At 45.2% G+C, this 25564-nt stretch carries 20 protein-coding genes, 1 pseudogene and 1 other annotated feature; of the genes and pseudogenes, 13 read left to right on the top strand and 8 right to left on the bottom strand.

From position 1 onward, the window contains the following. Positions 1 to 394 (bottom strand): annotated as a pseudogene (locus BN1234_RS14890) (hypothetical protein); the annotation flags it as partial. Between the two features lie 191 nt (positions 395 to 585). Between BN1234_RS14890 and BN1234_RS14885 the strand changes: the two are divergent. Further along, positions 586 to 1467, top strand: coding sequence for a helix-turn-helix transcriptional regulator (locus BN1234_RS14885; RefSeq protein ID WP_054957452.1), 882 nt, complete (start codon positions 586 to 588; stop codon positions 1465 to 1467). A 90-nt stretch (positions 1468 to 1557) separates the two neighbouring features. On the opposite strand, the gene BN1234_RS14880 is transcribed toward BN1234_RS14885, so the two are convergent. Then, a complete protein-coding gene (locus BN1234_RS14880) occupies positions 1558 to 2640 on the bottom strand; it encodes a GntR family transcriptional regulator (RefSeq protein WP_054957451.1) in 1083 nt (360 codons plus the stop codon). A 359-nt stretch (positions 2641 to 2999) separates the two neighbouring features. Between BN1234_RS14880 and BN1234_RS14875 the strand changes: the two genes are divergently transcribed. The 4 genes from BN1234_RS14875 (at position 3000) to BN1234_RS14855 (ending at position 8907) form a co-directional block, all read left to right on the top strand. Further along, positions 3000 to 4604 (top strand): xylulokinase, encoded by a 1605-nt coding sequence (locus tag BN1234_RS14875; protein WP_054957456.1) that lies wholly within the window; start codon positions 3000 to 3002, stop codon positions 4602 to 4604. 1 nt (position 4605) lies between these two features. After that, positions 4606 to 5301 (top strand): L-ribulose-5-phosphate 4-epimerase, encoded by a 696-nt coding sequence (locus tag BN1234_RS14870; protein WP_054957450.1) that lies wholly within the window; start codon positions 4606 to 4608, stop codon positions 5299 to 5301. 27 nt (positions 5302 to 5328) lie between these two features. Next, complete coding sequence (gene araA / locus BN1234_RS14865) at positions 5329 to 6750, top strand: L-arabinose isomerase (RefSeq protein WP_054957449.1); 1422 nt, start codon at positions 5329 to 5331, stop codon at positions 6748 to 6750. 420 nt (positions 6751 to 7170) lie between these two features. Then, on the top strand, positions 7171 to 8907 hold the full coding sequence (locus BN1234_RS14855; protein WP_170308055.1) for an Ig-like domain-containing protein: 1737 nt from the start codon (positions 7171 to 7173) through the stop codon (positions 8905 to 8907). Between the two features lie 260 nt (positions 8908 to 9167). Here BN1234_RS14855 and BN1234_RS14850 read toward each other — a convergent pair whose 3' ends face one another. Next, on the bottom strand, positions 9168 to 10658 hold the full coding sequence (locus BN1234_RS14850) for a glycoside hydrolase family 43 protein (RefSeq protein WP_054957446.1): 1491 nt from the start codon (positions 10656 to 10658) through the stop codon (positions 9168 to 9170). A 175-nt stretch (positions 10659 to 10833) separates the two neighbouring features. Between BN1234_RS14850 and BN1234_RS14845 the strand changes: the two genes are divergently transcribed. The 3 genes from BN1234_RS14845 (at position 10834) to BN1234_RS14835 (ending at position 12908) form a co-directional block, all read left to right on the top strand. After that, positions 10834 to 11754: an ArsR/SmtB family transcription factor gene (locus BN1234_RS14845; RefSeq protein ID WP_054957455.1), complete on the top strand. Its 921-nt coding sequence runs from the start codon at positions 10834 to 10836 to the stop codon at positions 11752 to 11754. Positions 11755 to 11791: 37 nt separating this feature from the next. After that, positions 11792 to 12499 carry a DNA alkylation repair protein gene (locus BN1234_RS14840; protein ID WP_054957445.1) on the top strand — a complete coding sequence of 236 codons (708 nt, stop codon included), beginning with the start codon at positions 11792 to 11794 and terminating at the stop codon, positions 12497 to 12499. 133 nt (positions 12500 to 12632) lie between these two features. Beyond that, the gene (locus BN1234_RS14835) at positions 12633 to 12908 is read left to right on the top strand and encodes a WXG100 family type VII secretion target (protein ID WP_054957444.1); all 276 of its coding nucleotides are present in this window, start codon (positions 12633 to 12635) and stop codon (positions 12906 to 12908) included. A gap of 108 nt (positions 12909 to 13016) precedes the next feature. On the opposite strand, the gene BN1234_RS14830 is transcribed toward BN1234_RS14835, so the two are convergent. Genes BN1234_RS14830 through BN1234_RS14815 form a run of 4 tightly spaced genes read right to left on the bottom strand, consistent with a single transcriptional unit; the run spans position 13017 to position 15875 of the window. Continuing rightward, entirely contained in the window at positions 13017 to 13283 is a 267-nt protein-coding gene (locus BN1234_RS14830) for a DUF4176 domain-containing protein (protein ID WP_054957443.1), read from the bottom strand. Positions 13284 to 13327: 44 nt separating this feature from the next. Further along, positions 13328 to 14080, bottom strand: a complete 753-nt coding sequence (locus BN1234_RS14825; protein ID WP_245640190.1) for a hypothetical protein — start codon at positions 14078 to 14080, stop codon at positions 13328 to 13330. Next, complete coding sequence (locus BN1234_RS22820; protein ID WP_245640189.1) at positions 14081 to 15043, bottom strand: hypothetical protein; 963 nt, start codon at positions 15041 to 15043, stop codon at positions 14081 to 14083. It lies immediately after the preceding gene. A gap of 31 nt (positions 15044 to 15074) precedes the next feature. Then, positions 15075 to 15875 carry a hypothetical protein gene (locus tag BN1234_RS14815; RefSeq protein WP_054957442.1) on the bottom strand — a complete coding sequence of 267 codons (801 nt, stop codon included), beginning with the start codon at positions 15873 to 15875 and terminating at the stop codon, positions 15075 to 15077. Positions 15876 to 16107: 232 nt separating this feature from the next. Here BN1234_RS14815 and BN1234_RS14810 point away from each other — a divergent pair, with 232 nt between their 5' ends. From BN1234_RS14810 to cysI, 3 genes are all read left to right on the top strand, one after another. Next, positions 16108 to 17163, top strand: coding sequence for an LLM class flavin-dependent oxidoreductase (locus tag BN1234_RS14810; protein ID WP_054957441.1), 1056 nt, complete (start codon positions 16108 to 16110; stop codon positions 17161 to 17163). A gap of 189 nt (positions 17164 to 17352) precedes the next feature. Continuing rightward, on the top strand, positions 17353 to 19209 hold the full coding sequence (locus tag BN1234_RS14805) for an assimilatory sulfite reductase (NADPH) flavoprotein subunit (RefSeq protein ID WP_054957440.1): 1857 nt from the start codon (positions 17353 to 17355) through the stop codon (positions 19207 to 19209). A gap of 94 nt (positions 19210 to 19303) precedes the next feature. Beyond that, positions 19304 to 21061 carry an assimilatory sulfite reductase (NADPH) hemoprotein subunit gene (gene cysI, locus BN1234_RS14800; RefSeq protein ID WP_054957439.1) on the top strand — a complete coding sequence of 586 codons (1758 nt, stop codon included), beginning with the start codon at positions 19304 to 19306 and terminating at the stop codon, positions 21059 to 21061. 119 nt (positions 21062 to 21180) lie between these two features. Here the strand turns inward: cysI and BN1234_RS14795 are convergent, their stop codons facing one another. After that, on the bottom strand, positions 21181 to 22638 hold the full coding sequence (locus tag BN1234_RS14795) for an MFS transporter (protein ID WP_054957438.1): 1458 nt from the start codon (positions 22636 to 22638) through the stop codon (positions 21181 to 21183). A gap of 171 nt (positions 22639 to 22809) precedes the next feature. On the opposite strand from BN1234_RS14795, the gene BN1234_RS14790 reads away from it, so the two are divergent. Continuing rightward, complete coding sequence (locus tag BN1234_RS14790) at positions 22810 to 23766, top strand: 3'-5' exoribonuclease YhaM family protein (protein WP_054957437.1); 957 nt, start codon at positions 22810 to 22812, stop codon at positions 23764 to 23766. Positions 23767 to 24165: 399 nt separating this feature from the next. Next, entirely contained in the window at positions 24166 to 25239 is a 1074-nt protein-coding gene (locus BN1234_RS14785; protein WP_054957436.1) for a bifunctional 3-deoxy-7-phosphoheptulonate synthase/chorismate mutase, read from the top strand. Positions 25240 to 25321: 82 nt separating this feature from the next. Then, positions 25322 to 25551 (top strand) — a binding site (T-box leader). The last annotated feature ends 13 nt before the right edge of the window (positions 25552 to 25564 follow it).

Below are 25564 nucleotides of genomic sequence, written 5' to 3'. Positions count from 1 at the left end.
GATACATAATATAGGCAAAAGAGGACCAAACTCGAAAATCGGAAATGTGTACGTCCCTTTGACTGTGATTGATTAATTGAATGGTCCAGAACAAGGAATCGGCCGATCGGCTCAAATCATAATGGAAAAGAAGCTCTACATCATCCAGCATGTACGAAACCGTTAGCGTGTCTTTGGACTGACTTAAATTTGCATGCATTTTACCACTTTCAAATTCCTTACCATGGATATAAATATAAAAGCTGCCAAACAACTTGTCCTTATCATTGTAATCAACCTGATCTAGATAACTCTCATCGACAACCCAATTCATTTGGTTGGGATCATTCTTCAAAAGTAATTCTGATATTTTTCCATTGGAAGAAAATTTAATTCTGAATTTTTTATTTTCCACTTGGCAACCTCTCTTTCTTCGTGAAAATAATCAAATTGCCGGCTGTTATTGAATCAATTACTGTAATTGTTTACTATAATATAATGAAAGCGATGCCATTTGAATAAACGATTACAGTAGATTTTTACACTTTTACACTTTTTCTAATTCACCTATAGATATAACGATCTTATGAAATGGAGGGATTTTGAATGAACGATGACTTGATTATATCGATTGCTGTTCCGCCTTTTCCTATATTTATCGAGGGGAATTTAACAGAGTTTGACAAAGGCACAATGCATCCTGACCGAAAGAATTTAAAGTATTTTGATATTATTATCGTGAAAGAAGGGGCCTTGTATTTGGGAGAGGAGGGCGCTGAATACACCGTGAGGAAAAATGAAATGCTGGTGCTGCTGCCTAATAAGCATCATTATCCATTAAAGCCAACCGATGAAATCACACAATTTTATTGGATGCACTTCTTCACCACAGGCAATTACGAGCAGAGTAATCAAGCCAAACAGCTCGAATCTAACATTCCGATTCCTTCGCTTCATTTCCACAATAAATACCATACGATTCATCTTTCTAAAAAAAGCAAGATTATGGATACGGATGATATCTATCAAAATATACATGATCTATTAGTTGGAACCACAAGAAAAGATACCGATATCACATTTTGGGATATTCAGCAGCGTTTCTTTTCTCTATTAAATCTCCTGGATGGACAAAACCATGCCAAAGATACGAGTGTTTTGATGGCAGAGAAGGTTGAACAATTTATCCGCGGAAATTTTAATGAAGACATTACGAATGAGACTTTAGTTGCTAAATTTAATTTGCATGAGAATACACTAGCTAAATATTTTAAACAGTATTACGGGTACACGCCCATGGAATACCTGAAAGAATATAGGCTGGAACAAGCTAGAAATTTCTTGCTTAAAACCGATTATCCTATCGAAAAAATCTCCGAGCTTTGCGGGTACAATTGGGTGCCTTATTTTTCAAGATTGTTCAAACAAAAATACGACATTTCGCCGCTTAAATATCGAAAAAATCATATAGGAAAACGTGAAACGTGAATAGGAATAGAAGCTTAAATAAAAAAAAGAAGCAAGCCCTTGCCGCAAAAATAATTGGACAAGAGCTTGCTTCTTTAGTTTAAGTCCAGCCTATCTCTTGGCTACCGTTTCGCCTTGGATCAGCACAGGTTGATAATAGGTGCTATGAGGTAAATCCTTCTTGCCATGAATTTTCATAATGATCCAGTCTGCTGCGTCGCGGCCCATTTGTTCCAATGGATGGGTCAACGTTGTGAGCCTTATGTTTGCATTTTTTGCGATATAAGAGTTGTCTTGTCCAATAATGGATAGATCATCTGGAATTAATATGCCTAGCTCTTTGCATACATTCACGACTTCCAATCCCACTTCGTCGTTATAACAAACTAAAGCGGTTAGGTCATTTCTGTTTTCAGTTAAAAATGCTTTTAAATGATCATGGAGATGAGGTTTTGATTCCGTATCGAAAGAAAGCACTTGCCCCGGGCGAAACTGCAATTTGGCTTCACTCAGAGCTTTGATATATCCCTTCATCCGATATTTCCCCTGGAGGTCATCCGTTTTGGAGATCAGGCCGATTTGAGTATGACCATTCCCAATCAATTCTTTGGTGGCCAGATAACTGGACTGCACGTCATCGAGACAAAGGAAAGGGACATCAAGCTCCTCGTAATAGGCATTAATCATGATAAGCGGAACGTCCTGCTCTTCAAACGATAGATAATAAGCGATGTTGGGATTGTACAAATTGCTTTTTGTTGGTTCGACAATGAGGCCGTCTACACCATACGATAGCATCATTTCGAGTGCTCTTTTTTCCTGAGAAACATCGTTATCCGTACTGGCCAGCAGGAGTGAATAACTTTCTTCGTTCAAACGCTTTTCGATACCGCGAATGATGGAAGGGAAAATGTAATCCGATATGTAGGTGGTGATGACGCCAATGGTTTTTTTATTGGTTTTCATGGCAGATTTCGAGCGATATTGGTTCGTGACGAATGTACCCGATCCCTTTTCACTTCTTAAATACCCCTCACTCGATAGCTCCCCAATGGCTTTTCGGACGGTTTGGCGGCTAACCTTGTATTTCTCCTGCAAGGTAGCTTCTGTAGGAATTTGCTCGCCTAAGTTAAAATCGCCCGAAAGAATTTTGCTTTTTAAATCATCTATGATGACTTGGTACTTTGGTTTCAATTTCACCACTTCTTTCAAAGTTGTTCGTTTTCTGGTCAATATATTTAATAAATTGTCTGAACATACTTTATCATTCTTTTTTTAGAATGGAAAGGCTGCAAATCTATGCGTACAAATCATAAAAAAATAAGTATGGAAAATTTAAAACCGCTTATTGTAACAATGAAAATAGTCTATATCTAAACATGAAGGAGGGAGGACAATATATACTCTCATCTTAATTATTTGTATGTACATATTTTATTATTGTTGACAAATGTACGATCATATAATTATACTAAAGCCAGTAAAGTAAGCGCATTCTTTTTGGGAGTTCTTGTGTTTATCAGAAAGGGGGAACTCAATTGGCGAATCATGAAATGATTAGACAAGCAATTGCATTAGGAGAAACCTCATTAGGAATCGAGCTCGGATCCACGCGAATCAAAGCCGTGTTGATCGATCGTCATTTTGAAACGATAGCTTCAGGAAGCTACGAATGGGAAAATCGCTTGCAGGATGGCTATTGGACATACAGCCTGGCGGATGTGCTCACAGGACTGCAGGAAGCCTACAGTAAAATGAAGCAGGAAGTCGAACAGAAATTTGGAATTGTCATTAAGAACATTGGTTCTATTGGCTTCTCGGCCATGATGCACGGATACATGGCTTTCGATGATACAGGGAAGCTGTTGGTTCCGTTTCGAACCTGGCGTAATGCTACAGCCGGTGCGGCTGCCAAAGTGTTAACCGAACAATTTAAATTTAATATACCGGAGCGGTGGAGCATTGCCCATCTTTATCAAGCCATTTTAAACGAAGAGGAGCATGTCTCCCAGATCGATTATATAACGACTTTGTCCGGATACGTTCATTGGCTGTTGACGGGGGAAAAGGCAATAGGCATTGGAGATGCTTCGGGTATGTTCCCGATTGATGAAGCTGCTCGGAATTACAACGAGAAGATGCTCAATCAATTTAATGAACTTGTTGCAGCTCAAGGTTATCCATGGAAACTGCAAGACATCCTGCCCCAAGTATATACCTCTGGTGAGCAGGCAGGTGTGCTAAGCGAAGCGGGGGCTAACATCCTGGATGTTTCGCATGATTTACAGGCGGGAATTCCGCTCTGTCCTCCCGAAGGGGATGCAGGAACCGGGATGGTAGCAACCAATAGTATAAAGAAACGCACCGGTAACGTCTCTGTGGGTACTTCTATTTTTGCCATGATTGTGCTGGAAAAGGAGCTTTCCAAGGTATATCCGGAAATCGATTTGGTCACAACGCCAAATGGCAGCCCTGTCGGCATGGTTCATGCGAATAACTGTTCCAGCGATATCAATGCCTGGATGGGATTATTTCAAGAATTCTCCGAATCGATGGGATATCAGGAAGATGCGGACAAATTATTTAGCGTCATGCTGAACAAAGCGCTTGAGGCGGATCCGGATGGCGGTGGCTTGCTGAGTTACGGTTATATCTCAGGCGAATACATTACAGGACTTGAGAAAGGGCGTCCGCTATTCGTCCGTTCACCTGAAAGCCGGTTCAATCTGGCCAATTTTATGCGGACTCATCTTTTCACGGCCTTTGGGGCTTTGAAAATCGGTATGGATATTTTGACGCAGCAGGAGAAGGTCTCCATAGACAGTATTTTGGCTCATGGCGGTTTATTCAAAACCCCTGTAGTCGGACAAAAAATCACCGCGGCTGCCCTTAATATTCCGGTGACAGTGATGCCAACTGCCGGCGAAGGCGGAGCATGGGGGATGGCGATTCTGGCCTCTTACATGTCGACCAATGAGCGTCATGCAAGCTTAGAGGACTTTCTCGATCAAAACGTATTCAACAAGGTTGAGGCACAGAAAATGGATCCGGACGAAATCGATGTTAAAGGATTTGAAACGTTTATCGAACGATACAAACGTGGACTGACCATAGAACAGGCTGCAGTAGAGCATCTAGTGGAGAACTGGAGGGATTGACGTGTTAGAAGCGCTGAAAGAAGAAGTATATCTGGCAAATTTGGAGCTGCCCAAGCAGGGACTCGTGAAATATACGTGGGGAAACGTAAGTGCTGTTGACCGGGAAAGCGGTTTGTTTGTGATTAAACCGAGCGGCATAGATTATGAGCAAATGAAGCCTGACGATATGGTGGTTGTTGATTTTGATGGAAATGTGGTGGAAGGAACACTCAGACCTTCCTCGGACACACCAACCCATGCAGTATTATATAAGCATTTTTCGGAAATTGCAGGAATCGTGCATACTCACTCCACCTGGGCGACCGTTTGGGCACAGGCTGGTCTGGATGTTCCTGTGATGGGGACTACGCACGCAGATACTTTTTACGGCTCGGTGCCTTGTGCCCGTTTTCTAACTCAGGAGGAGATCGATCGAGGTTATGAAACGGAAACCGGACGCGTTATTATCGAAACGTTTGAAGAGCGCGGTTTGGATGTTCTGGCTGTTCCCGGTATCCTGCTTCATGGCCATGCACCGTTCACTTGGGGGAAGGATGCCAAATCTGCGGTTATGAACAGCGTCGTGCTGGAGGAGGTTTGCAAGATGAACTTGTTTGCAAGGGAATTGAATCATTTTGCTGAAGAGCTGCCGCAGCGCATTTTGGATAAGCATTACTTACGGAAGCACGGAAAAAATGCCTATTACGGACAAAAGTAAGAAATTACAGAAAAGAGGATGATCATCATGTCAACGGGAGCGAAAGAATTCTGGTTTGTCGTAGGTTCACAGCATCTTTACGGGGAAGAGGCACTATCGGAAGTTAAAGCCCATGCGCAAGTCATGATCGACGCGTTGAATGAAAGCGGAGTTTTGCCCTATCCGCTTGTTCTCCAAGATCTGGCCGTTAGCGCGGATAAAATCACAAGCATCATGAAGGAAGTCAACTATCGTGACGAAGTTGCTGGTGTCATAACCTGGATGCATACGTTCTCGCCGGCAAAGATGTGGATTCGCGGAACAAAGCTTTTGCAGAAGCCTTTGCTTCATTTGGCGACACAGTACAATGAAAGCATTCCTTGGGCTACGATCGATATGGACTTCATGAACCTGAACCAGGCAGCTCACGGCGATCGTGAATATGGTTTTATCAATGCAAGACTTAAAAAGAATAACAAAATTGTTGTAGGGTACTGGAAGCATCCGGAAGTACAGCAGCAAATTGCAGATTGGATGGATGTGGCGGTTGCATACAATGAAAGCTTTAATATTAAAGTCGCCCGCTTTGGTGACAACATGCGTAATGTTGGAGTTACCGAAGGCGATAAGGTAGAGGCTCAAATTCAATTCGGTTGGACGGTAGACTACTTTGGAATCGGAGATCTCGTTCAATACGTGAACGCGGTTACGGATGAAGAAGTCGATTCCTTGTTTAAGGAATATGCTGAGCTCTATGAATTTGACTATGGAACATACAGCAAAGAAGCTTGGGAAGCCAGCGTTAAAGTACAAGCGAGCTATGAAATCGCTATTAAACGATTCCTGGATCAGGGCGGCTATAATGCCTTCACGACCAACTTCGAAGATCTTTATGGCATGAAGCAGCTCCCCGGCCTTGCGGTTCAGCGGCTGATGGCACAAGGATACGGTTTTGCAGGGGAAGGGGACTGGAAGACGGCTGCACTTGACCGGCTGTTGAAAGTGATGAGCCATAACCAATCCACGGGATTCATGGAAGACTACACTTACGAGTTAGCAGCTGGACAAGAATCGATCCTTCAATCGCATATGCTGGAAGTGGATCCTACCCTGGCTGGGAACAGACCTAAAGTGGTTGTCTCCCCGCTCGGAATAGGCGATCGCGAGGATCCAGCCCGTCTTGTGTTTGACGGCAAGGCAGGAGACGGTGTAGTCGTTTCAATGGCAGACTTCGGTATACATTACAAGCTTCTGATCAATGAGGTTTCCGCTTTCGAGCCGAGCGTACCAGCACCAAAACTTCCTGTAGCTCGGGTGCTTTGGAATGTTAAGCCGAATTTCCAGGATGGAGTGAAGGCCTGGATTGAAAATGGCGGAGGTCACCATACTGTGGTTTCTTTGAATTTGACAACAGACCAAATTGAAACCTATGCCAAACTCGTAGGACTGGAATATGTAGTGATTAAATAACAATTTTTGATGCTTATACGATGAAGGCCGATCTTAGCATGATTTTCGTATGCTAAAGATCGGCTTTTTTTGCAAAGGCACAGGACAGGTATTGTTATTGATCGCTATGATTAATGTCTCATTATTGAATTGTTCTTTTTTGTGTTTTGTACTATAATTTTCATGCGTTTATATCTTTTGAACCAGTCCTGGATAGGAATATATAATTACATGCTTGAATATGGGATTTGAAATAAGTTGATAGACTTAGTCTTAAATGCCTAAGTGGTTCTTTGAGAAACCAAGATGTTGCCAAACATGTTAATTTTCTTATTATTTTTTTATTTTTGGACTGGAACTTTCTAATTTATGAGGGGGAATTTATTGCACTACTCAGCACTTCGAAAAACAATATTGTACATCAAAGAGGAGAGAAATCAGATGAAGAAATCGTTATCGAGTTTGTTACTATCTTTACTATTAGTATTCAGCATATTGCCAAGCTCATTTGTTTCGGCGGACAGTTCCCAAATGTTATCATTCAATAACAAAATAACCGGTTCCATCACAGGCACAGGCAAAGAGCTGGATCAGTATTCATTTATAGTTCCTTCAGCGGGACGTGTAAATCTGGAAGTGTTTTCAGAAATCAATGAGGCTTTGTTCTATGTAATGGCATCCGACGGAACAACAGAGCTTGCTAAAAAAGATCTCTATTTCGGAAGCGAAGCCGAGCCGAAGAAATGGGACACATGGCTGGATCTCGAAGCAGGTACATACTATATCAAAGTTAAACAGTATAGAGATCATACCGGGACGTATTCACTTAAACTTACCCATACAGCAGCTAACAACCAGGATAACGAACCGAATGATAGCGCTGAATCAGCACAGCTTCTGAATTTGAAAGGAACAGTCCAGAAAGGTTTTATTTCCGCATCTGATTCGATAGATGTTTATCGAATGGATGTACCATCAGCCGGCCAAGTAGATTTCGAGGTCCTTTCATATATTAATGAGGTCTTACTGTATATCTTGGATGACGATGGGACGACTGAAATCGTTAAGAAGGACCTGTTTTTCGGGAATCCAGATGAACCGAAAAAATGGACGGGCTCACTCGATTTGGAAGCAGGAACCTATTATTTTAAAGTAAAGAAATACGGTAAAGATACCGGAGCATACACGGTGAAAGCTTCTCATACGCCGGCTAAAGGGAATGATGCGGAGCCGAACAACAACACCGAACGGGCACAGGTCCTACAGGCTAACAGTAAAGCTCTGACAGGATATATATCCGAATCAGACGAGATAGATGTGTATCGATTCCACATGCCGAAGGCTGGGCAAGTTGATTTGGAAGTCTTCTCGCAAATCAATGAAGTTTTGGTCTATCTGCTGGATACGGATGGTACGAGTGAAATCAATAAAGCCGATTTATTCTTTGGAAGTGCCAAAGAACCGAAAAAGTGGAATGGATCCTTTGATCTCGAGGCGGGTACTTACTACGTCAAAATCAAGAAATATAGCTCGTACACTGGAAAATACACTTTAAAAGTTAACTATAAAGCCTATAACGGAAATGACGCAGAGTCAAACGACACCAAGGAAAAGGCGCAGCCGATTAAGTTGACAAATCAGTTGATGAAAGGCTGGATCTCCTGGTCGGACGATGTGGACATGTACAAATTGACGGTACCGAAAGCTGGTCCGGTAAAATTGGATTTCACTTCACAGATCAATGAGGTCCTTATTTATCTCCTGGCAAGTGATGGTGTAACGGAGCTGTACAAAAATGATATTTATTTCGCCAGTGATGCAGACCCGAAAAAAGTCACTCAGAAGTTCCAACTCAAACCAGGTACCTATTATGTTAAGGTGAAAAAATATGGGTCCCACACGGGAGCTTACAGCCTGAGAATGCGAGAACTGACTCCACCGGCAGCACCTAAAGTGAACACATTAACCAGTAAATCAACCAAGGTTACGGGCAAAGCCGAGGCATCTTCAACGGTTACAGTATACAGCGGCAAAACACTGCTTGGAAAAGCCACTGCGAATAAAAGTGGAAATTTCTCGGTAGCTATTAAGGCACAGAAAGCGAAAAAGAGTATTACTGTTTATGCTACAGACGCTGCCGGAAATCGCAGTGCTCCTACCAAGGTCATCGTAAAATAACAAATTATAAAAGAACCATGTATTACTGAAGTGGCCCCAAAAAGTTAGACACGGTCATAGAGTGAATTTTTAAAATTTTATGATATTGAAATTGCTTTTGGAAAAATAAAATCGGTGAGTAGAGGACTGACAAGTGAAATTAATGAATATAATGTAGTTCCGGGTCTTACCATCGAAGATAATAAACAATTAGCCTCTACTTTAATAAAGTAGAGGCTGATTTTTATTTTCGGAACGACATGCATAATTGCGGATTACCATCAATGATAAACGCACTTAAACTTTGAAAACTCAGCCATAGAGCCTTCTCCGCAAGCATATAAACCGATGAGTACGCCTGTAAATCCTCCTGCAACTTCTGTGGAAAGGTATCTCGTTTGGGCTGTACCTAAGGGGATGTCCTGTCCGTCTGCGTGAATGAAGAAGCTATAGCGCTCATGACTTGCCCGGATAATCAAAGCAGCATGGTTATTGCTTCCAAGGTCTACCTTATGTTCAATTGATTTAATATCTCCGATATTCAGACGCTCAATCACTTTATATCCATGCTCATCTTTACATACAGCTAAATCATAATGATGATTTTCATCCATATAGAGTGTGAAGCCGGCTTCTCCATTTGTAAGCTGTACATCGCAAGAGATTTCAGCGCTGAAGTTCCTTTGGCGAATTCCGATAAATGTAGGAGATGCTGCAGCATCCAGTGTTACTTCGGTTCCTTTAAGTGTTACCGTGTCAGGTCTCAGCAAATAATGTTCGTAAGCCGGATGACGAAGATAACACCAATCCAGCTTCCAATCGGTGTTTTCGAAGGTATAGATCTTTTTCTCCTGCTGAAGGATCTCATCCGAAATACGATCGGTCTCAAAACTCGTAAGGGTAGTGCCGTTATGTCCTGCTGTAAACCAACCGTCCTCGCCGAAGGTAATCGGAGTCAGGAATACTTCACGGCCTAAGTGGTGAAAGGTAAGCCATCGTCCGATTTGACGGAAGCCCAGATGGAGCATCCACCAATTTCCGTCGTTATCTTGAATGAGATCGCCATGACCTACCCCTTGCAGCTCATACCCGCCCAGATTGCGATTGGTCAGTACGGGATTGTTCGGATAGGCTTCGAACGGGCCGGAGATAGAATCTCCCCGAGCGTAAGTGACCATATGGCCATATTCGGTCCCGCCTTCAGATGCCATGAGGTAATACAGACCATTGATTTTATACATATGCGGGCTTTCCAAATATCGTCCGCCAGTTCCTTGCCAAATCGAATGGCTGGGCGATAGTTTGACTCCGGTTTCAATATCTATTTCACACTGAACAATTCCGTCGATCCCGTTATCGTCTTTCCCGTTGCTCATAAAGAAGACCTTTCCGTCTTCAAAATACAAATCAGGATCGATTCCTCCCTGATCCACATGAATTGGCTCGGACCATTCACCATAAATATCGTCGGTCCATACATAGAAATTTTGATGAGTGCTATTGTTCGTCGTGGTCATGTAGAATCTCCCGTTGTTGTACCGGATCGTGGGAGCGAAAACTCCGCCGGAACTGTCAACCCTGCCGAGCTGAATCTGACTCTCTCTGGTGAGACAATGTCCGATTGGCTTCCAGTTAATCAGGTCCTTGCTTTCGAAAATTGGAACGCCGGGGAAGTACTGAAAGGAGCTGCATACCAGATAATAGGTATTTTCTGCTTTGCATACACTGGGATCGGGATAAAACCCTTTGATGACCGGGTTATTGTATTTCATAGGCCCACCTCTTTTATAAATTCATATGTATATAAATCCAATCGTTAGTAGATAAGAAAATTAAACACCATTGTTTAAAGCCTGACAATGGATTAGGCTTGAAGCTTCATGTTAAATCTTTTAAATTAACATATATGCGAATTCAATAAATCCATCCGGTCAGGAGATTATGATGATCATCAAAGCAAACGGGGAACCGAAATATATACCGATATACGAAGCGTTGGCCAGTGAAGTCAGATGGAAAATTATGAATCTCATTGCCGATCGTGAGATGAATGTGAAGGATATTGCAAATCGGTTGGAACTCAGCCCCTCGATCGTCACCATGCACATCCGAAAACTTGAACAAGCCGGGCTCATTGGGAGTCACAGGGTGCGGCTGAGAGGGGGAACGCACAAAATGTGTTTCCTTCAACCCCAAAACATCGAAATTGAGCTGCCTTTTACCAACCAATCCGCGAAGCTCAAAGAACAGAGTATTTCGGTCGGACATTACACCGCTTTTGAAGTCCATCCTACGTGCGGGCTTGGTACGCGCGAGAAAGAAATAGGTGTATGGGACGACCCGCGATACTTTCTTGATCCAGAGCGGGTTAACGCGGCCATTCTTTGGTTTGGTTGTGGCTATGTTGAATACAAAAAGCCTAACTATTTACTTGACGGTCAAAGCGTGGGCGCTATCGAAATCTCCATGGAGATGGCTTCGGAAGCCCCGGGTTTAAGGGATTATTGGCCCTCGGATATTGAGTTCACATTCAACGGTATTTCACTGGGCACATGGACAAGTCCGGCGGACTTCGGGAGAGCTGCACGGGGGAGATTCACACCTGAATGGTGGCATCGAAATGTCAATCAATACGGATTATTGAAGACGATTCGTATTGATTCATCGGGTACATTTATGGATGACGAGCAGATGTCGGAGGTGACCCTTGAGGATATCAAGCTGTGGGAACCGTTTTGGACGCTTCGTTTCACGGTAGATGAACGGGCTGTTAACGTAGGGGGATTGACGTTGTATGGCTCCGGATTCGGCAATCATGATCAAGACATTGTAATTCGGGTGTACATGAACGACAATCCTAACGAATGAGGCGGCAGTATGTACATAATTAACGGGGGGTTACCACATGAATTTTGAAGACGTGATGCAAGAGCTTGAAAATCTCGGCAAGGAACGACTTAAAAAAATGTATATGTCCAATGGTGCGCGTGAGCCGCTTTTTGGCGTGGCTACAGGAGCTATGAAGCCCATGTCCAAAATCATCAAGCATAATCAACCTTTAGCTGAGCAGCTTTATGCCACAGGGAACTACGATGCGATGTACTTTGCCGGTGTAATCGCTGATCCGAAGGCTATGACTGAAGCGGATTTTGAACGTTGGATCGATGGGGCGTATTTTTATATGCTGTCTGATTATGTGGTTGCGGTGACTTTGGCTGAAACGGATATTGCGCAAAAGGTTGCCGATCAATGGATTGCAAGCGGCGAGGATTTGAAAATGTCGGCGGGTTGGAGCTGTTATACCTGGCTGTTGGGCAGCCGTCCTGACCACGAGTTTTCTGAATGTAAAATTGCAGATTTGCTTCGTGCTGCAGAAAAGACAATTCATGACTCTCCTGAACGAACAAAATACTCAATGAATACGTTTATCTACACTGTTGCGACTTCCTTCACGGCCCTGCATGAGCAAGCGGTCGAGACTGCAAAGGCAGTCGGTCCGGTAGAGGTTCGTTCTGACAAGAACAAGAGCAAATTCCTAAACGCCTCCGAAAATATTCAAAAAGCAGTCGATAAGAGGCGGCTAGGTTTCAAACGCAAACATGTCAGATGTTAGATGGGATGCATGATTTACATAGCATAACCGCGCCGATTATATCGACAATGCATTGTTATATCTCTTTGCATTTGAAAGAGGCTCAGTATATAATCTATTACAGAAAGTTCCAGAGAAGGGAGCCGTAATAGATATGGATCAGCGGATTGATCTTCAGCCAGACGAGCTTTATCGCATCGCCGGTGATTTTATTAGGGCGTCACAGGATGGCCAGAGTATTATTCAGCAGCTAAACACGATCATTGAGCAATCCGAAGGCAAGTGGGAAGGGGAGCGGCAGAGGGAGTTTTACCAGCGCATACAGGAAAGCCTTGCCTCTGTCAAAACTTACTTGAACGGACTTCAGGAAACGAGCGCCGGACTGCAGCAGACAGCTTCCCGTTTTCAGAACGCAGACCAGTCCCGTTAATCAATGACAGATCGTTATCTGTCATTGAGGACATGCAAAAGGCCATGAGGGTCACCCTCATGGCCTTTTGCTGTCTTTTTATAATTCTTCGACTTGTGCAAGCCATTGCTACACCTGCTCAAGCTTGGAAACGAACTGCTCTTCCTCTTCATCCGAGAAGCCAACGAAGATAACTTCTTCGATATCCTGCTGATTAAAAGCGTAAGTATAATCTGGATTAATGTAGCCCTCCGGATACAGGCACCCGATATAATCAAACGTTCGGACAGGCTCAGTCAGCATAATCTGTTTTCGTCCGTAGATGACGAGCTTCTTGCTCCCTTCTTTTAGACGGATAATGGAGCCGTTAGGGAGCAGTTTATCTGGATTGTTCAAGGCAATGAAACCTCCTTTACGCAAAGCAATATTTCCTTACCTTACTATAAGTGCCGCGATCTTTGATCATCTTTTGCTGTTGGATCAGAAGCCGTTCGCTTGAGCCAATAATAACGGTGAAGCTCCATGATAAAGTGAAACATGACAAAAGCTAGCATACCATAGACGAGCATCAGCACAACCGTGACCGTCTCTCCGCTGATGAACATGAGGGAGATGTTTGCAGTAAGATAGCCAAGTCCACTCAGCATCGCCAGCGTTGAAGCGGGGAGTCCCCTGCTGGTCTTGTGTTCTTTCTGGGATGAAGAGGGAGCCTTCAGCTTGAGAATATGATTTCGGGCATATTGATAGAATGCAAATCCAAAAATGGCTGTTGATACGATAGCATACCATGGTGATGTAAGCTGAAGCATGCTGTATGCGAACTTCTGTGTAACGATCAGAAAACCAACAATGCAGACTATACCGAACGCTCCGCGAAACAGTACATAGTTCAGCTGCAGTCTTCTGGGGGCAGCGATAAGGGCTAAAGCCCATAAGTTCATGACCAGCAGCGGTGGAAACAGGATATAGGCATATAGCGGTTCATAGGGAACGCTGAATACCGGGATGACCAGAAACACATTTAGAAAGAACAGCACCAGAATACCGGCTTGAAGACGAATCCCGTTCACGGGATACAGGGTCATATAAGCACGAAATGCCTTCTTGTCATATGGTATGTCAGTAAAGGCCGGGTCACCTGCTGCTCGTTTTTTTTCTAGGGTTCGGTGATTAGACTGTTGTTGGTCTGCCATTTATTTAAACCACCCTGATACAGTCGACCAAGCTCTCTTGGCCCCGTGCTTGACAATATCCTTAACGGAGTCATCCTGACCGTCATTATCCAGGTCAACATCAAGCTTGACCCCTTCGGCGAGATAAGTCAGACCTACCGATACTCCAAAACCTACCGCTCCTACGGCCAGAACAGGTGCCGCGGCCGGCATAATCGCAGCGGTAAGCAGAGTGGCACCGACGGTGGTCGCTCCTCCGACAATCACGTTCCCGATAATATCTCCCGCTACTTCATCGCTGGAGGCATTGTTGTCCAAATTTTCCTTAGTGTCTGTAAAGATGTCAATCCCAACGCTGGCCCAGCCAAGTTTGTCTTTAAGTGCAGACTTGGCTCCATACCATGGATCAGCCATCGCGGCGATTTCCTTGATTTTGGGAGAGGCCGTTCCATTCGCAACTGCGGCTCTCACTGAATCCAGATAGTATATCTTGTGGCCTCTGGGTCTGCCATTCACGATTGGATTCGAGCGGACTGAAGCATAACTATCCCGAACGAGTATTCGCGGTCTTCTCCGGTCAAGCTGCTGTCTGACCATATATCCGTTTTGGACCCGGTAGCCCAGCCGTGCTACGGCAAGTCCACCGAGCAGTGTTCCGGTAATATTGCCAAGACCGTCGAGAGGCGCCATCGGATTGAATCCGGCAATACCCAAGGTTCCTCCGGATTGATCCTCCTGCTCGAATTTTTCTCGCGTTGATCTGGCGAACGCCGCAAGCTCCTGCATATTTACCGCCGCTGTCAGAAAGTTCCGCTGATGACCGGAGTACAGAGCCATAATATTTTGACGGCTTGACGACTGCCATGCAGCACTCTGAATGGCATGCTGAAGCGCTGAATCTACCTGTTGAAGCTGGTTCGCCGCCTGCTCGAGCTGCTGAACGAGCGTATTCAAGTAGGCGGAGGTCATCACTATTCTGCTCATAATTGCCTCCTTCATTAAAAGACTGGTTTGACTATGGCGTCAATATCGATAAGGTACTATGGACTGCTGCATAGAAACTTTGAATAAGTTCGGTCTCTGTAATCCGGAAGCCGTGAACAGGTTCAGCTGTAGTCTCTATAAACACCCAAAGTCCTTCCGGGCCTCCCATAAATCTCATGGTATTGGAATGAATATCAACTCCGCGGATGGATACCTGATAAGTTCCCCAGTGCCCCAGTGTAAGTAACGATGAATATAATGCGGACCCGGCTTGAGTATTAAGCAGGTTGTCCTTCTCCAATATGGTCCGTAATATTTCTTGATCCGGACAAACCAGATTAGTATACAGCCGCTGAAAAGTCTCTGCATGAAGCTGGATCCGATCTGAAGACTCTGTTGTCACAGGCAGTTCAAGTTCTGTGCCCATTCTGGTTAGCAGTTCTTCCAGCCCGCTTTCCAGGGAGGTGATATGAACCTCTCCGGAATCTGAAGCCCATCTGATTTCAGTAACACCGGATGCAGACACAAAACCGTATGTAATGCACGTATTTCCAACCGGGCAGGAGGATTCAAGGCGTACTGCAGCGCTGCTGAATTTACAGGCTTGAAGCAGCTCCAGGAGGCTTAATTCTAGAGTGATGCGTTGGTTATCCAAAGATATCAGCCCCGCCTCCTTCAGTTGGCGCTTTATCCTCTCATAATCCGCGGAAACAGCCGCTTCTTCAAATGCTCTAAACTCGAGTGCGAGCCTCTCCGCTTCCGGGAACTCCAACAACTGGAGGAGAAATACCATTTCCTGTGCTGTTAACTGAATTGATACAGATGATGACAAGCCGCACCCTCCTTCCAATTATTTCAAGCGCATATTTACCTTATTTTATAGGAAACGAAAGGATGTCTCAATCACTCATTTCTCCTGGTTCATACGCCCTATAAGTTGAATGGAATGGTTCATAAATGAGCATCTTGCAGGCGTATTGTGCACTGGTTATTTATTCTGTTGAATAATTCACCACACATAATTAGAAAATAAGGACAATGAATAAAAAGGAGGAAACAAAAGCGTGGAGCTTGGTATAAGCACATTTGTTGAGACCACACCGGATGTTCAGACAGGAGAGACAATCAGCCACGCTGAACGATTACGTGAAGTGGTGGAGGAAATGGTTCTCGCCGATCAGGTTGGACTGGACGTTTATGGTGTGGGTGAGCATCACCGGCATGATTACGCAGCGTCGTCGCCCGCAGTCGTTCTTGCGGCGGGTGCAGCTTTGACAAGCAGCATCCGGCTGACCAGTGCGGTTATGATCCTGTCATCAGCCGATCCCGTACGCGTATTTCAGGATTTTGCTACACTGGACGGCCTTTCGAACGGACGAGCAGAGATTATGGTAGGGCGCGGTTCATTTTTAGAATCGTTTCCTTTATTCGGATATGATCTGAAGGATTATGAAGCGTTGTTCGATGAAAAATTAGAACTGCTATTATCCATCCAGAAGTCAGAAATCGTGAATTGGAGCGGTAAACATCGACCTGCAATACCCAATCTGGGCATTTATCCGCGCCCTGTGCAAGATTCATTACCTATATGGATTGGGAGTGCAGGGAGTCCGGAGTCAGCGATCCGTGCGGGTTCACTCGGCTTGCCCTTTGTATTGGCGATTATCGGAGGAGTTCGTCCATTAGACTTCGCTCCGCAAGTTCAGCTCTACAGGAAGACAGCAGCTGAGGCAGGGCATGATGCTTCACGCTTACCCGTTGCCTCTCACTCCCATGGTTTTATAGCAGCGAGTACAGAGCTCGCGAAGGAGAAGTTCTTCCCTTCCACGTATGCTCGTACTAATGTGAGGGCTGCCGAGAAAGGCATGCCGCCTTATCATCGTTCAGATTATGATGCAGCCTGCGAATTTGAAGGGGCTTTATATGTTGGCGATCCCGAGACGGTGGCGAATAAAATCATTCATCTTCGCAAGCATGTGGGGGTTACGCGATTCTTTTTGCATGTGCCGCATGGCACGATGCCTCATACTGATGTGATGGAGGCGATCAGACTGCTGGGAACTGAAGTAGCGCCTCGCGTCCGTGAAGAAATAGCCCGCTGGGAAGCTGGTCTTCGATAAGCTGGAATACTTATAGACAAGATACCTCCTTTCATAAGGAGGTATCTTGTTTTTTTTGGTATGTGATAAAAAAATCTGAAAAATATCGAAGAACGCATTGAACCTTGCAGGAGACTGAGTTAGTATGAATATGTATTAAAACTAAGTATTTAGGTCGGAATAATATATTTTGATGCGAGGTGGATGTTGTTGCAACTTCACGTGACGAACAGCCCGTTTACAAGCGAACAGGCAGAGTTAATTAACAAGCTGCTCCCCACGTTGACACAAGCGCAGTTGAGTTGGCTAGGCGGGTATCTAACGTTTTACCATGGTACGAATACGAAAGCCTCCCCGTCAGAATTAGCGGTAACGCGCGTGCTTGAGACTCCGGCCGTGGTGGATGTCGCTCCTAAGGTTCCGCAGGAAGCGGCCGTATTATTCGGATCACAGACAGGTAATGCGCAAAGACTGGCGGGACGACTTGCTGACCGTCTCAAGGAGCAAGGCTTTACGGTTACGCTGTCAGCAATGAACCAATACAAACCGAATAATCTGAAGAAAGCTCACTATTTGTTTATTCTGGTGAGTACTCATGGCGAGGGAGACCCGCCGGATAATGCCTTAACATTTTATGAGTTTCTACATAGCAAGCGGGCTCCAAGGCTGGAGGAAACGAAGTTCTCTGTACTGGCGCTTGGTGATATATCCTATGAGTTCTTTTGCAAAACAGGCCAGGATTTCGATGCAAGGCTTGCTGAACTTGGTGCCAGGCGGATCGTGGAACGCATGGATTGTGATGTGGATTTTGAGGAATCAGCAGCTGAATGGATCAATGCCGTAAGCGGCGCTCTAAGCAGTGCCGGAACATCCCCTGCTGCGGAAGCAGTAACCGTTTCGGGCACAGCAGTGACCTCTGTGACAGCTCCAGGCCAATCGGAGTACTCGCGGTCCCGTCCGTTTATGGCAGAAGTGCTGGACAATTTGAATCTGAACGGCAGAGGCTCTGACCGGGAAACCAGGCATATAGAGCTATCGCTAGAGGGTTCAGGTCTGAGCTATGAACCAGGCGATGCCGTCGGTGTGTATTCGCAGAATGATCCGCTTCTAGTCCAGGATATCATTTCATTTCTGGGCTGGGACCTTGAAGAGACGGTTGTTATCGGTAAGTCCGGGGAGACCTCTTCACTTTATGATGCACTGCTTCATCATTTTGAAATTACCGTCTTGACCAGGCCGCTTCTGGAAAAAACAATTTCGTTTTCAGGTAACAGTGAATTGGCAGAACTCCTGAAGCCGGAAAATAAAGAGAAAATGAAAGAGTATATAGACGGTCGGGATTTTCTGGATCTACTTCGGGACTATACACCGTGGACCTTTACGGCAGGGGATCTTGCAGCTGTATTACGCAGGCTACCGCCGCGCTTATATTCAATCGCCAGCAGTCTGAACGCCCACCCGGAGGAAGTGCATCTGACGATTCGGAAGGTAGAATATGAGGCTCATGGCCGTGAACGGAAAGGCGTATGTTCCGGATATACTTCCGAACGGCTTGAAGTAGGGGCACAGCTCCCGATTTTTATACAGCAGAATCCGAATTTCAAATTACCGATTAATGCGGATGCGCCGGTCATCATGGTTGGACCGGGTACAGGTGTAGCCCCGTTCCGGGCTTTCCTTGAAGAGCGTGAAGAGCTCGGAGCCAAGGGTAAATCATGGCTGTTCTACGGAGACAGACATTTCGTAACCGACTTCTTGTATCAGACAGACTGGCAGCGGATGTTACAGGAGGGTATATTGACGAAGCTCGATGTGGCTTTTTCCAGAGATACCGACGAGAAGGTTTATGTCCAGCAGCGCATGCTCGAAAATGGCCGGGAGCTGTACGAATGGCTGCAGGACGGTGCACATATGTACGTCTGTGGTGATGAGAAATATATGGCGCATGATGTCCATGCTGCATTACTTTTCATTATCGGCCAGTATGGGGGCAAGTCACCTGAAGCGGCTGCTGTGTATTTGGAAGAGCTGCAGGGGCAAGGGCGGTATCAACGGGATGTATATTAGGCATCTGAAGGCGTGCTGATAGGAGATTATGCTTTGAGGCGTGCATTTTTATAGAGTAGGAATATATAAATCATGGGGTAAGGAGCTGACATATATGACCGAAAACCATAAGGTAGAGCCAATCGGCGGACCGCCGAGTGATGTGGAGCATTTGAAAAAAGAAAGCAATTATTTGCGCGGATCTCTGACCGAGTCGCTGGCTAACCGTATTACGGGTGGGTTACCTGAGCTGGATAACCGTCTTCTAAAGTTCCACGGAAGTTACATGCAGGATGACCGTGATTACCGGAATGAGCGGCAGAAGCAAAAGCTCGAGCCATACTATCAGTTTATGCTTCGCGTTGTTACACCGGGAGGCGTCTCTACTCCGTCACAATGGCTGGTTATGGATGAGTTAGCAGACAAGTACGGCACAGGCAGTCTTCGTATTACTACACGTCAGGCTTTTCAGCTTCACGGAGTATTGAAATGGAATCTGAAAAAAACCATCCAAGAAATCAATGAAGCACTGCTTACGACTCTTGCCGCTTGCGGAGATGTCAGCCGGAATGTGATGTGTAACCCGAATCCGTACCAATCGGATATTCATAACGAGGTTTATTACTGGTCACAACAGCTTACAACACATTTAGCGCCCAAAACACCTGCATACCATGAAATATGGCTGGATGGCGAGAAAGTCGTGGATAGTATAGAGCAGACAGGTATGTCAACAGAGGTAGAACCCATCTACGGTCCTGTATACCTTCCTCGTAAATTTAAGATTGGTATCGCTGTCCCTCCGTCCAATGATATCGATGTCTTCTCACAGGATTTAGGCTTGATTGCTATCGTGGAAGACTTCAGGCTGGTCGGATTTAACGTGTGCGTTGGCGGCGGGATGGGAATGACGCACGGAGACACAGCCACGTATCCACAGCTTGCTCGTGTTATTGGTTTTGTTACACCAGAGAGGATTCTGGACTTGGCTGAAAAGACCGTTACGATCCAGCGTGACTACGGTAACCGTTCTGTACGGAAGAACGCCCGCTTCAAATACACGATAGATCGCCACGGGCTGGAGTGGTTTGTGGATGAACTTCAGGATCGTTTAGGCTGGGAGCTTGAACCTGCACGCATATTCAAGTTTGAGCATACAGGTGACCGCTATGGCTGGACTAAAGGCAAGGACAGCAAATGGAATTTGACGCTGTATATTCAAAGCGGACGAATCGTCGATTCTGATGATCATAAGCTGAAAACAGCGCTGCGGGAGGTCGCGAAGATCCACACGGGAGATTTTCGCCTGACGGCTAACCAGAACCTGGTGATCGCGAACGTGAATGCCCGGACAAAAGAAAAAATAACCTCGATACTCAAGGAATATGGCATCGAAGAGGGCGCACGGTATTCAGCGTTACGGCGCAGTGCATTATCCTGTGTTGCACTTCCGACCTGCGGTCTTGCCATGGCTGAGGCTGAGCGTTATCTGCCAAAGCTTCTGGATAAGCTTGAACCGATCATTGAGCAGGCAGGTCTTCGTGATGAAGAGATCAATATTCGCATGACAGGATGTCCGAATGGATGTGCCCGCCCTGCACTTGGCGAAATTGCATTCATCGGCAAATCACCTGGCAAATACAATTTGTATATGGGCGCAGGCTTCTCAGGAGATCGGTTAAGCAAGCTGTACCGTGAGAATATAGGTGAAGAGGAAATAATAGAGACCCTTAGACCGATCATTAACCGTTATGCAGCCGAGCGTAGCGACGGTGAGCATTTTGGAGATTTTGTCATCCGTGCGGGCTATGTCCAACCCGTGACTAACGGAATGAATTTTCATGATCATAAACCTTTAACGACTCAGAGATAGTTCATATAAACAGGGGGATTACCCCAAACAGATTAAACGGCCTTAGTTCCGAATTCCTCCGGACTAAGGCCGTAATTGTAGACAGCTATCATTGTAAAGGTGGATACATGCAGGATGATTTATTGACCAGCCGGTTGCTCTTGCTTCGTAAAAACGATGAACGCCGCAAATATCAGAAGAAGAGCTCCTGTAAATGAAAACCCTTCGGTAATGCTGAACGGGAGCCAGCCCAATACCGATGATCCAGCCACAACACCTAAGGAAAAGAAGGCGTAGAAGTACCCATAAGCTTTCCCGCGCAGCTCTGACGGCGTAGCCTTGATCAGCATCGTATTAATCGAAGGGAACAAGAATGCAAATCCGACGCCATATATACCCAGGACGATATACAGGGCTAATGTTGTTGTGGATTGACCAATAAGAAGCTGGCTGAGCCCCATGAAACCGATACCCATTGCCATGGTTAGGGATGAAGCCACGCGATCGAATATCCGGTTTGTAGGGAGTACAAAGACCAGGACAGCGATGATTCCAAAGGTGCTCATTAAGGTGCCGCTTAATCTCGAATCATATCCGAGTGATTGCACATGCAGGGGCAGCAGGTAAGCAAGTACACCTTGCGAGAACATTAGGAAGAAAGCACCCGCAAAAGCCTTGATGACACCTGAGTTAAAGAACCCTCCTAAGGTTTGTGCAGCAGCTTCACTCTTCTTAGGCTTTAAGGATATGTACTTGCGAAGGAACATGGCAGATACCATCGTCAGCACAAAACCTATAACGGCAACACATGTGAAAACAAAAGGCACCGATGTTTTGCTTGCCATAATACCGCTGAAGGCGGGTCCGATGATGGCAGCCAGTCCAACAAACGTGCCCGTCAGGGCTGATTTTTTTCCTTGCTCATTATGAATTGTAGTATTCGCTGAGAATGTAAACGCAGCTGGAACAATCAGACCTGAGACGAAACCGTGAATAATGCGAACGGCAATCAAGATCGCGGGCTCCGTGGCGAAATGATACAGCAGCAGTGCGCTGCTTGTTAAGAACAGACCCATCATGAGAACCCTGAAAGGACCGAACTTGTCCGTCATAATACCTGACAGAACATTGCCGAACGTATTCGATAAGGAATACAGCCCGATGACAAATCCTACAACAAACGAGCTTGCACCAACTGAAGCAGCAAAAGTGCTCATAACCGGCAGTTGGGAGAATAAATCAAAAAATGAAAAAAATACGATGCTGTATACAAGCAGGGTGATGCTCAAAGGCTTCAGCCCGTACTGAGCCTGCGCCTTCTTCAGCTTCGGATCCAGCACAAAATTGCCGAAAGGGATAAAAGCTGCTAATAATGCGGCTGCAGGCCACAGTAAGCTCCATTTCACACGAAGGGCAGCATAAAGAATGGCTAATGCATATATTACGAAAATGCCGCCATGTATACTTCCTGCAATCGAAACGGCTTCATCGAATCCCCATATATATTTCAGGGGCATTGCGATGCCTAATAAAACCAGTAATGAAATACCATCTAAAATGCCTGCTATACGCAGCATAAATATTGGATGTGCTCGCACTTGTTATACTCCTAATATAAATTTGGCCTAACTATCCTAGTTTAACATTTTAGAAACGAATTTAGGGAGTGTGAAATATGTCAAAATCTCTAAGAATATCTTTATCCGGGCCTGCCTGCATCTGATCTGACTCCCACAGTATGCTATACTGTTTTCGGGAGGAGGAAGCCGATGAAACCGATTAATAAGTTGAATATTCAGGATGAAATTGTTGGCTTTTATTTATTGAAAGAACTGAATCTTAGACAGACCAATGGCACACCGCCTAAAGATTATTTTGATATCATACTTTCGGATTCCAGTGGTCAAATCTCAGCGAAGTATTGGGACGTGTCCACTCAGGATAAAGAGACGTTTCTTCCCATGCAGCTGGTAAAAATCCAGGGGATCGTTCAAAGCTACCGCGACATGCCTCAAGTTAAAATCAATCGAATTCGTAAGGCAACGGATGCGGATGGCGTTTCCTTAACAGACTTTGTGAGGTCAGCTCCGATTCGTCCCGTAGATTTGCTGCATACGATTAAACTGACAATGAATGAGATTATGAATCCTCAGGTGCGAAGCATCGTACAGTATTGCGTGTCCAAGGTAGAGGATAAGCTGATGCATTATCCGGCTGCTAAAACCTTTCACCACGCTTATTTTGCCGGTCTAGCCTATCATATCGTCCGTATGCTGGAGATTGGTGATTTCATCTGTAAGCAAAGACCGTTCCTGAATCCGGATTTATTGAAGGCGGGGATTATTCTCCATGATATAGCAAAGCCGGAAGAGATGATTGCCCAGATGGGGATCGTCACCGATTACAGTAATCAAGGCAAGCTGATTGGACATATTGTTCTGGCTAGTAATTGGATTGTTGAAGCAGCACTTAAGCATGACATTCCCCTTGATTCTGATCTCATTCTTGGATTACAGCATTTGGTCCTGTCCCATCATAATTTAGGAGAATGGGGAAGTCCGGTACAGCCTCAGACAGCTGAGGCGGTTGCACTGCATCACATTGACAATCTGGATGCCAAGCTTCAGATGGTTGAGGATGCCTTGGATACGACGGTTGAAACAGAACCATGGACCCCTATGATTCGAGGATTGGAGAACAAGGCGATTTATCGGTTGAAGGTTTAACGGTCTGCATCGAGTTACCCAAGCTCTAAATAATGTTCTTGCCAACTACCTGGTAATTGTAATAGAATGAAATTTAAATAATTCAAAACGAAATGAAATACAAGCGATGAAGGAAAGAGTAAGCGAAAGAGCGTTCCTGACAGGAAAGGGCAGCCACCGACTGAGAGCTCCCGGGGTTAAGGTTCTTCGCTGAAGTTCATTCCGGAGCTGGCATTTGAACGCTTGCACTTGTGGTGCAAGAAGTAGGATTGCCCGAAGCCCTTGCGTTAAAAGGTTCAAGTGAGATATGTTTTCTTTTTTTTAGCGTATCTAATTAGGGTGGTACCACGACTCCTCGTCCCTTTGCGGGCGGGGGGTCTTTTTTGTTTATAAATACGATATAAAAAGGAGAGATCAGGTATGAGTCAGGGAGGACGTCTGCAGGAATTAAGATCCCAATTGGATTCGGTGAATAATGAACTGCTCGGATTGTTGTCGGAGCGGGCAAGAATCGCGCAGGAGATTGGCCAGGAGAAGCAGAAGCAGGGAGTTCCGGATTTTGATCCGGTACGGGAGAAAAAAATGCTGGATGCCTTAATTGAGCAAAATAAAGGTCCGTTTGATAACGAGACCGTACGTCATTTGTTCAAGCAGATTTTTCAAGCATCGCTCAAATTGCAGCAGGTGGATACGAAGAAGCAATTGCTCGTCAGCCGTAAAAAGAAGCAGGAAGATACGCTTATCAAACTTGGTGACACCATTGTTGGCGGCGGCAAACCGGTAATGATCGCAGGCCCTTGCTCGGTTGAAAGCTATGAGCAGGTTCGCCAGGTTGCTGCTGCATTGAAGGAAGCGGGTATTACAGTGATGCGCGGAGGAGCGTTCAAGCCAAGAACCTCACCTTATGATTTCCAAGGTTTAGGTGTAGAGGGACTTAAAATTCTGAAAGAAGTCGCTTCTGAATTCGGTCTGAAGACCATCAGTGAAATCGTAGATCCAGCCCATATTGAGCTGGCTTGTGAATATATCGATGTCATCCAAATCGGCGCAAGAAATATGCAGAACTTTGAACTGCTGAAAGCAGCAGGGGATGTGAATACACCGATTCTCCTCAAGCGCGGACTTGCAGCCACCATCGATGAATTCGTTCATGCGGCGGAGTACATTGTATCTCGTGGCAACACGCAAGTGATGCTGATCGAACGCGGAATCCGGACTTATGAGAAAGCTACAAGAAATACACTCGATATTTCAGCAGTACCGATTTTGAAGCAGGAGACGCATCTTCCGGTTCTGGTTGATGTAACGCATTCAACAGGCCGCAAAGACATTTTGGCCCCTTGTGCCAGGGCTGCTCTGGCAGCTGGTGCAGACGGAGTTATGGTAGAGGTTCACCCGGATCCAGCAACGGCACTGTCTGATGCGGCGCAGCAATTGAATATCCCTGAATTTCAGGATTTTCTCGCCAATGTGAAGAAATCCGGCTTGTTATAAAAGTTCAGTACGATGTAAAGTATGGAAAAATAAGGGTTGACAAAACAAGGTTCATTCCCTAAGATATTATCAAGTTTCATACTCAAATGTGTTGATTAGAAATAGTAGAAGTGAAGTGACTTTTCAGAGAGCCGTTGGCAGGTGCGAAACGGTAATGTCGTTCCCTTTGAACTCGTCTATGAACAGCTGCCTGATCATGTAGGGTTAGCCGGAATTCCACCGTTACAGGGATAGATGGTGATGGCCATCGAAGAAGATCATTTTGTATAAAATGAATTAGAGTGGTACCGCGGGTTCAGCCTCGCCTCTATACATAGAGGCGGGG

Origin of the sequence: Paenibacillus dakarensis (assembly GCF_001373415.1) — a bacterium.
GTDB lineage: Bacteria > Bacillota > Bacilli > Paenibacillales > Paenibacillaceae > Paenibacillus_AQ > Paenibacillus_AQ dakarensis.
This window is presented reverse-complemented; position numbering and strand designations above follow the sequence as displayed.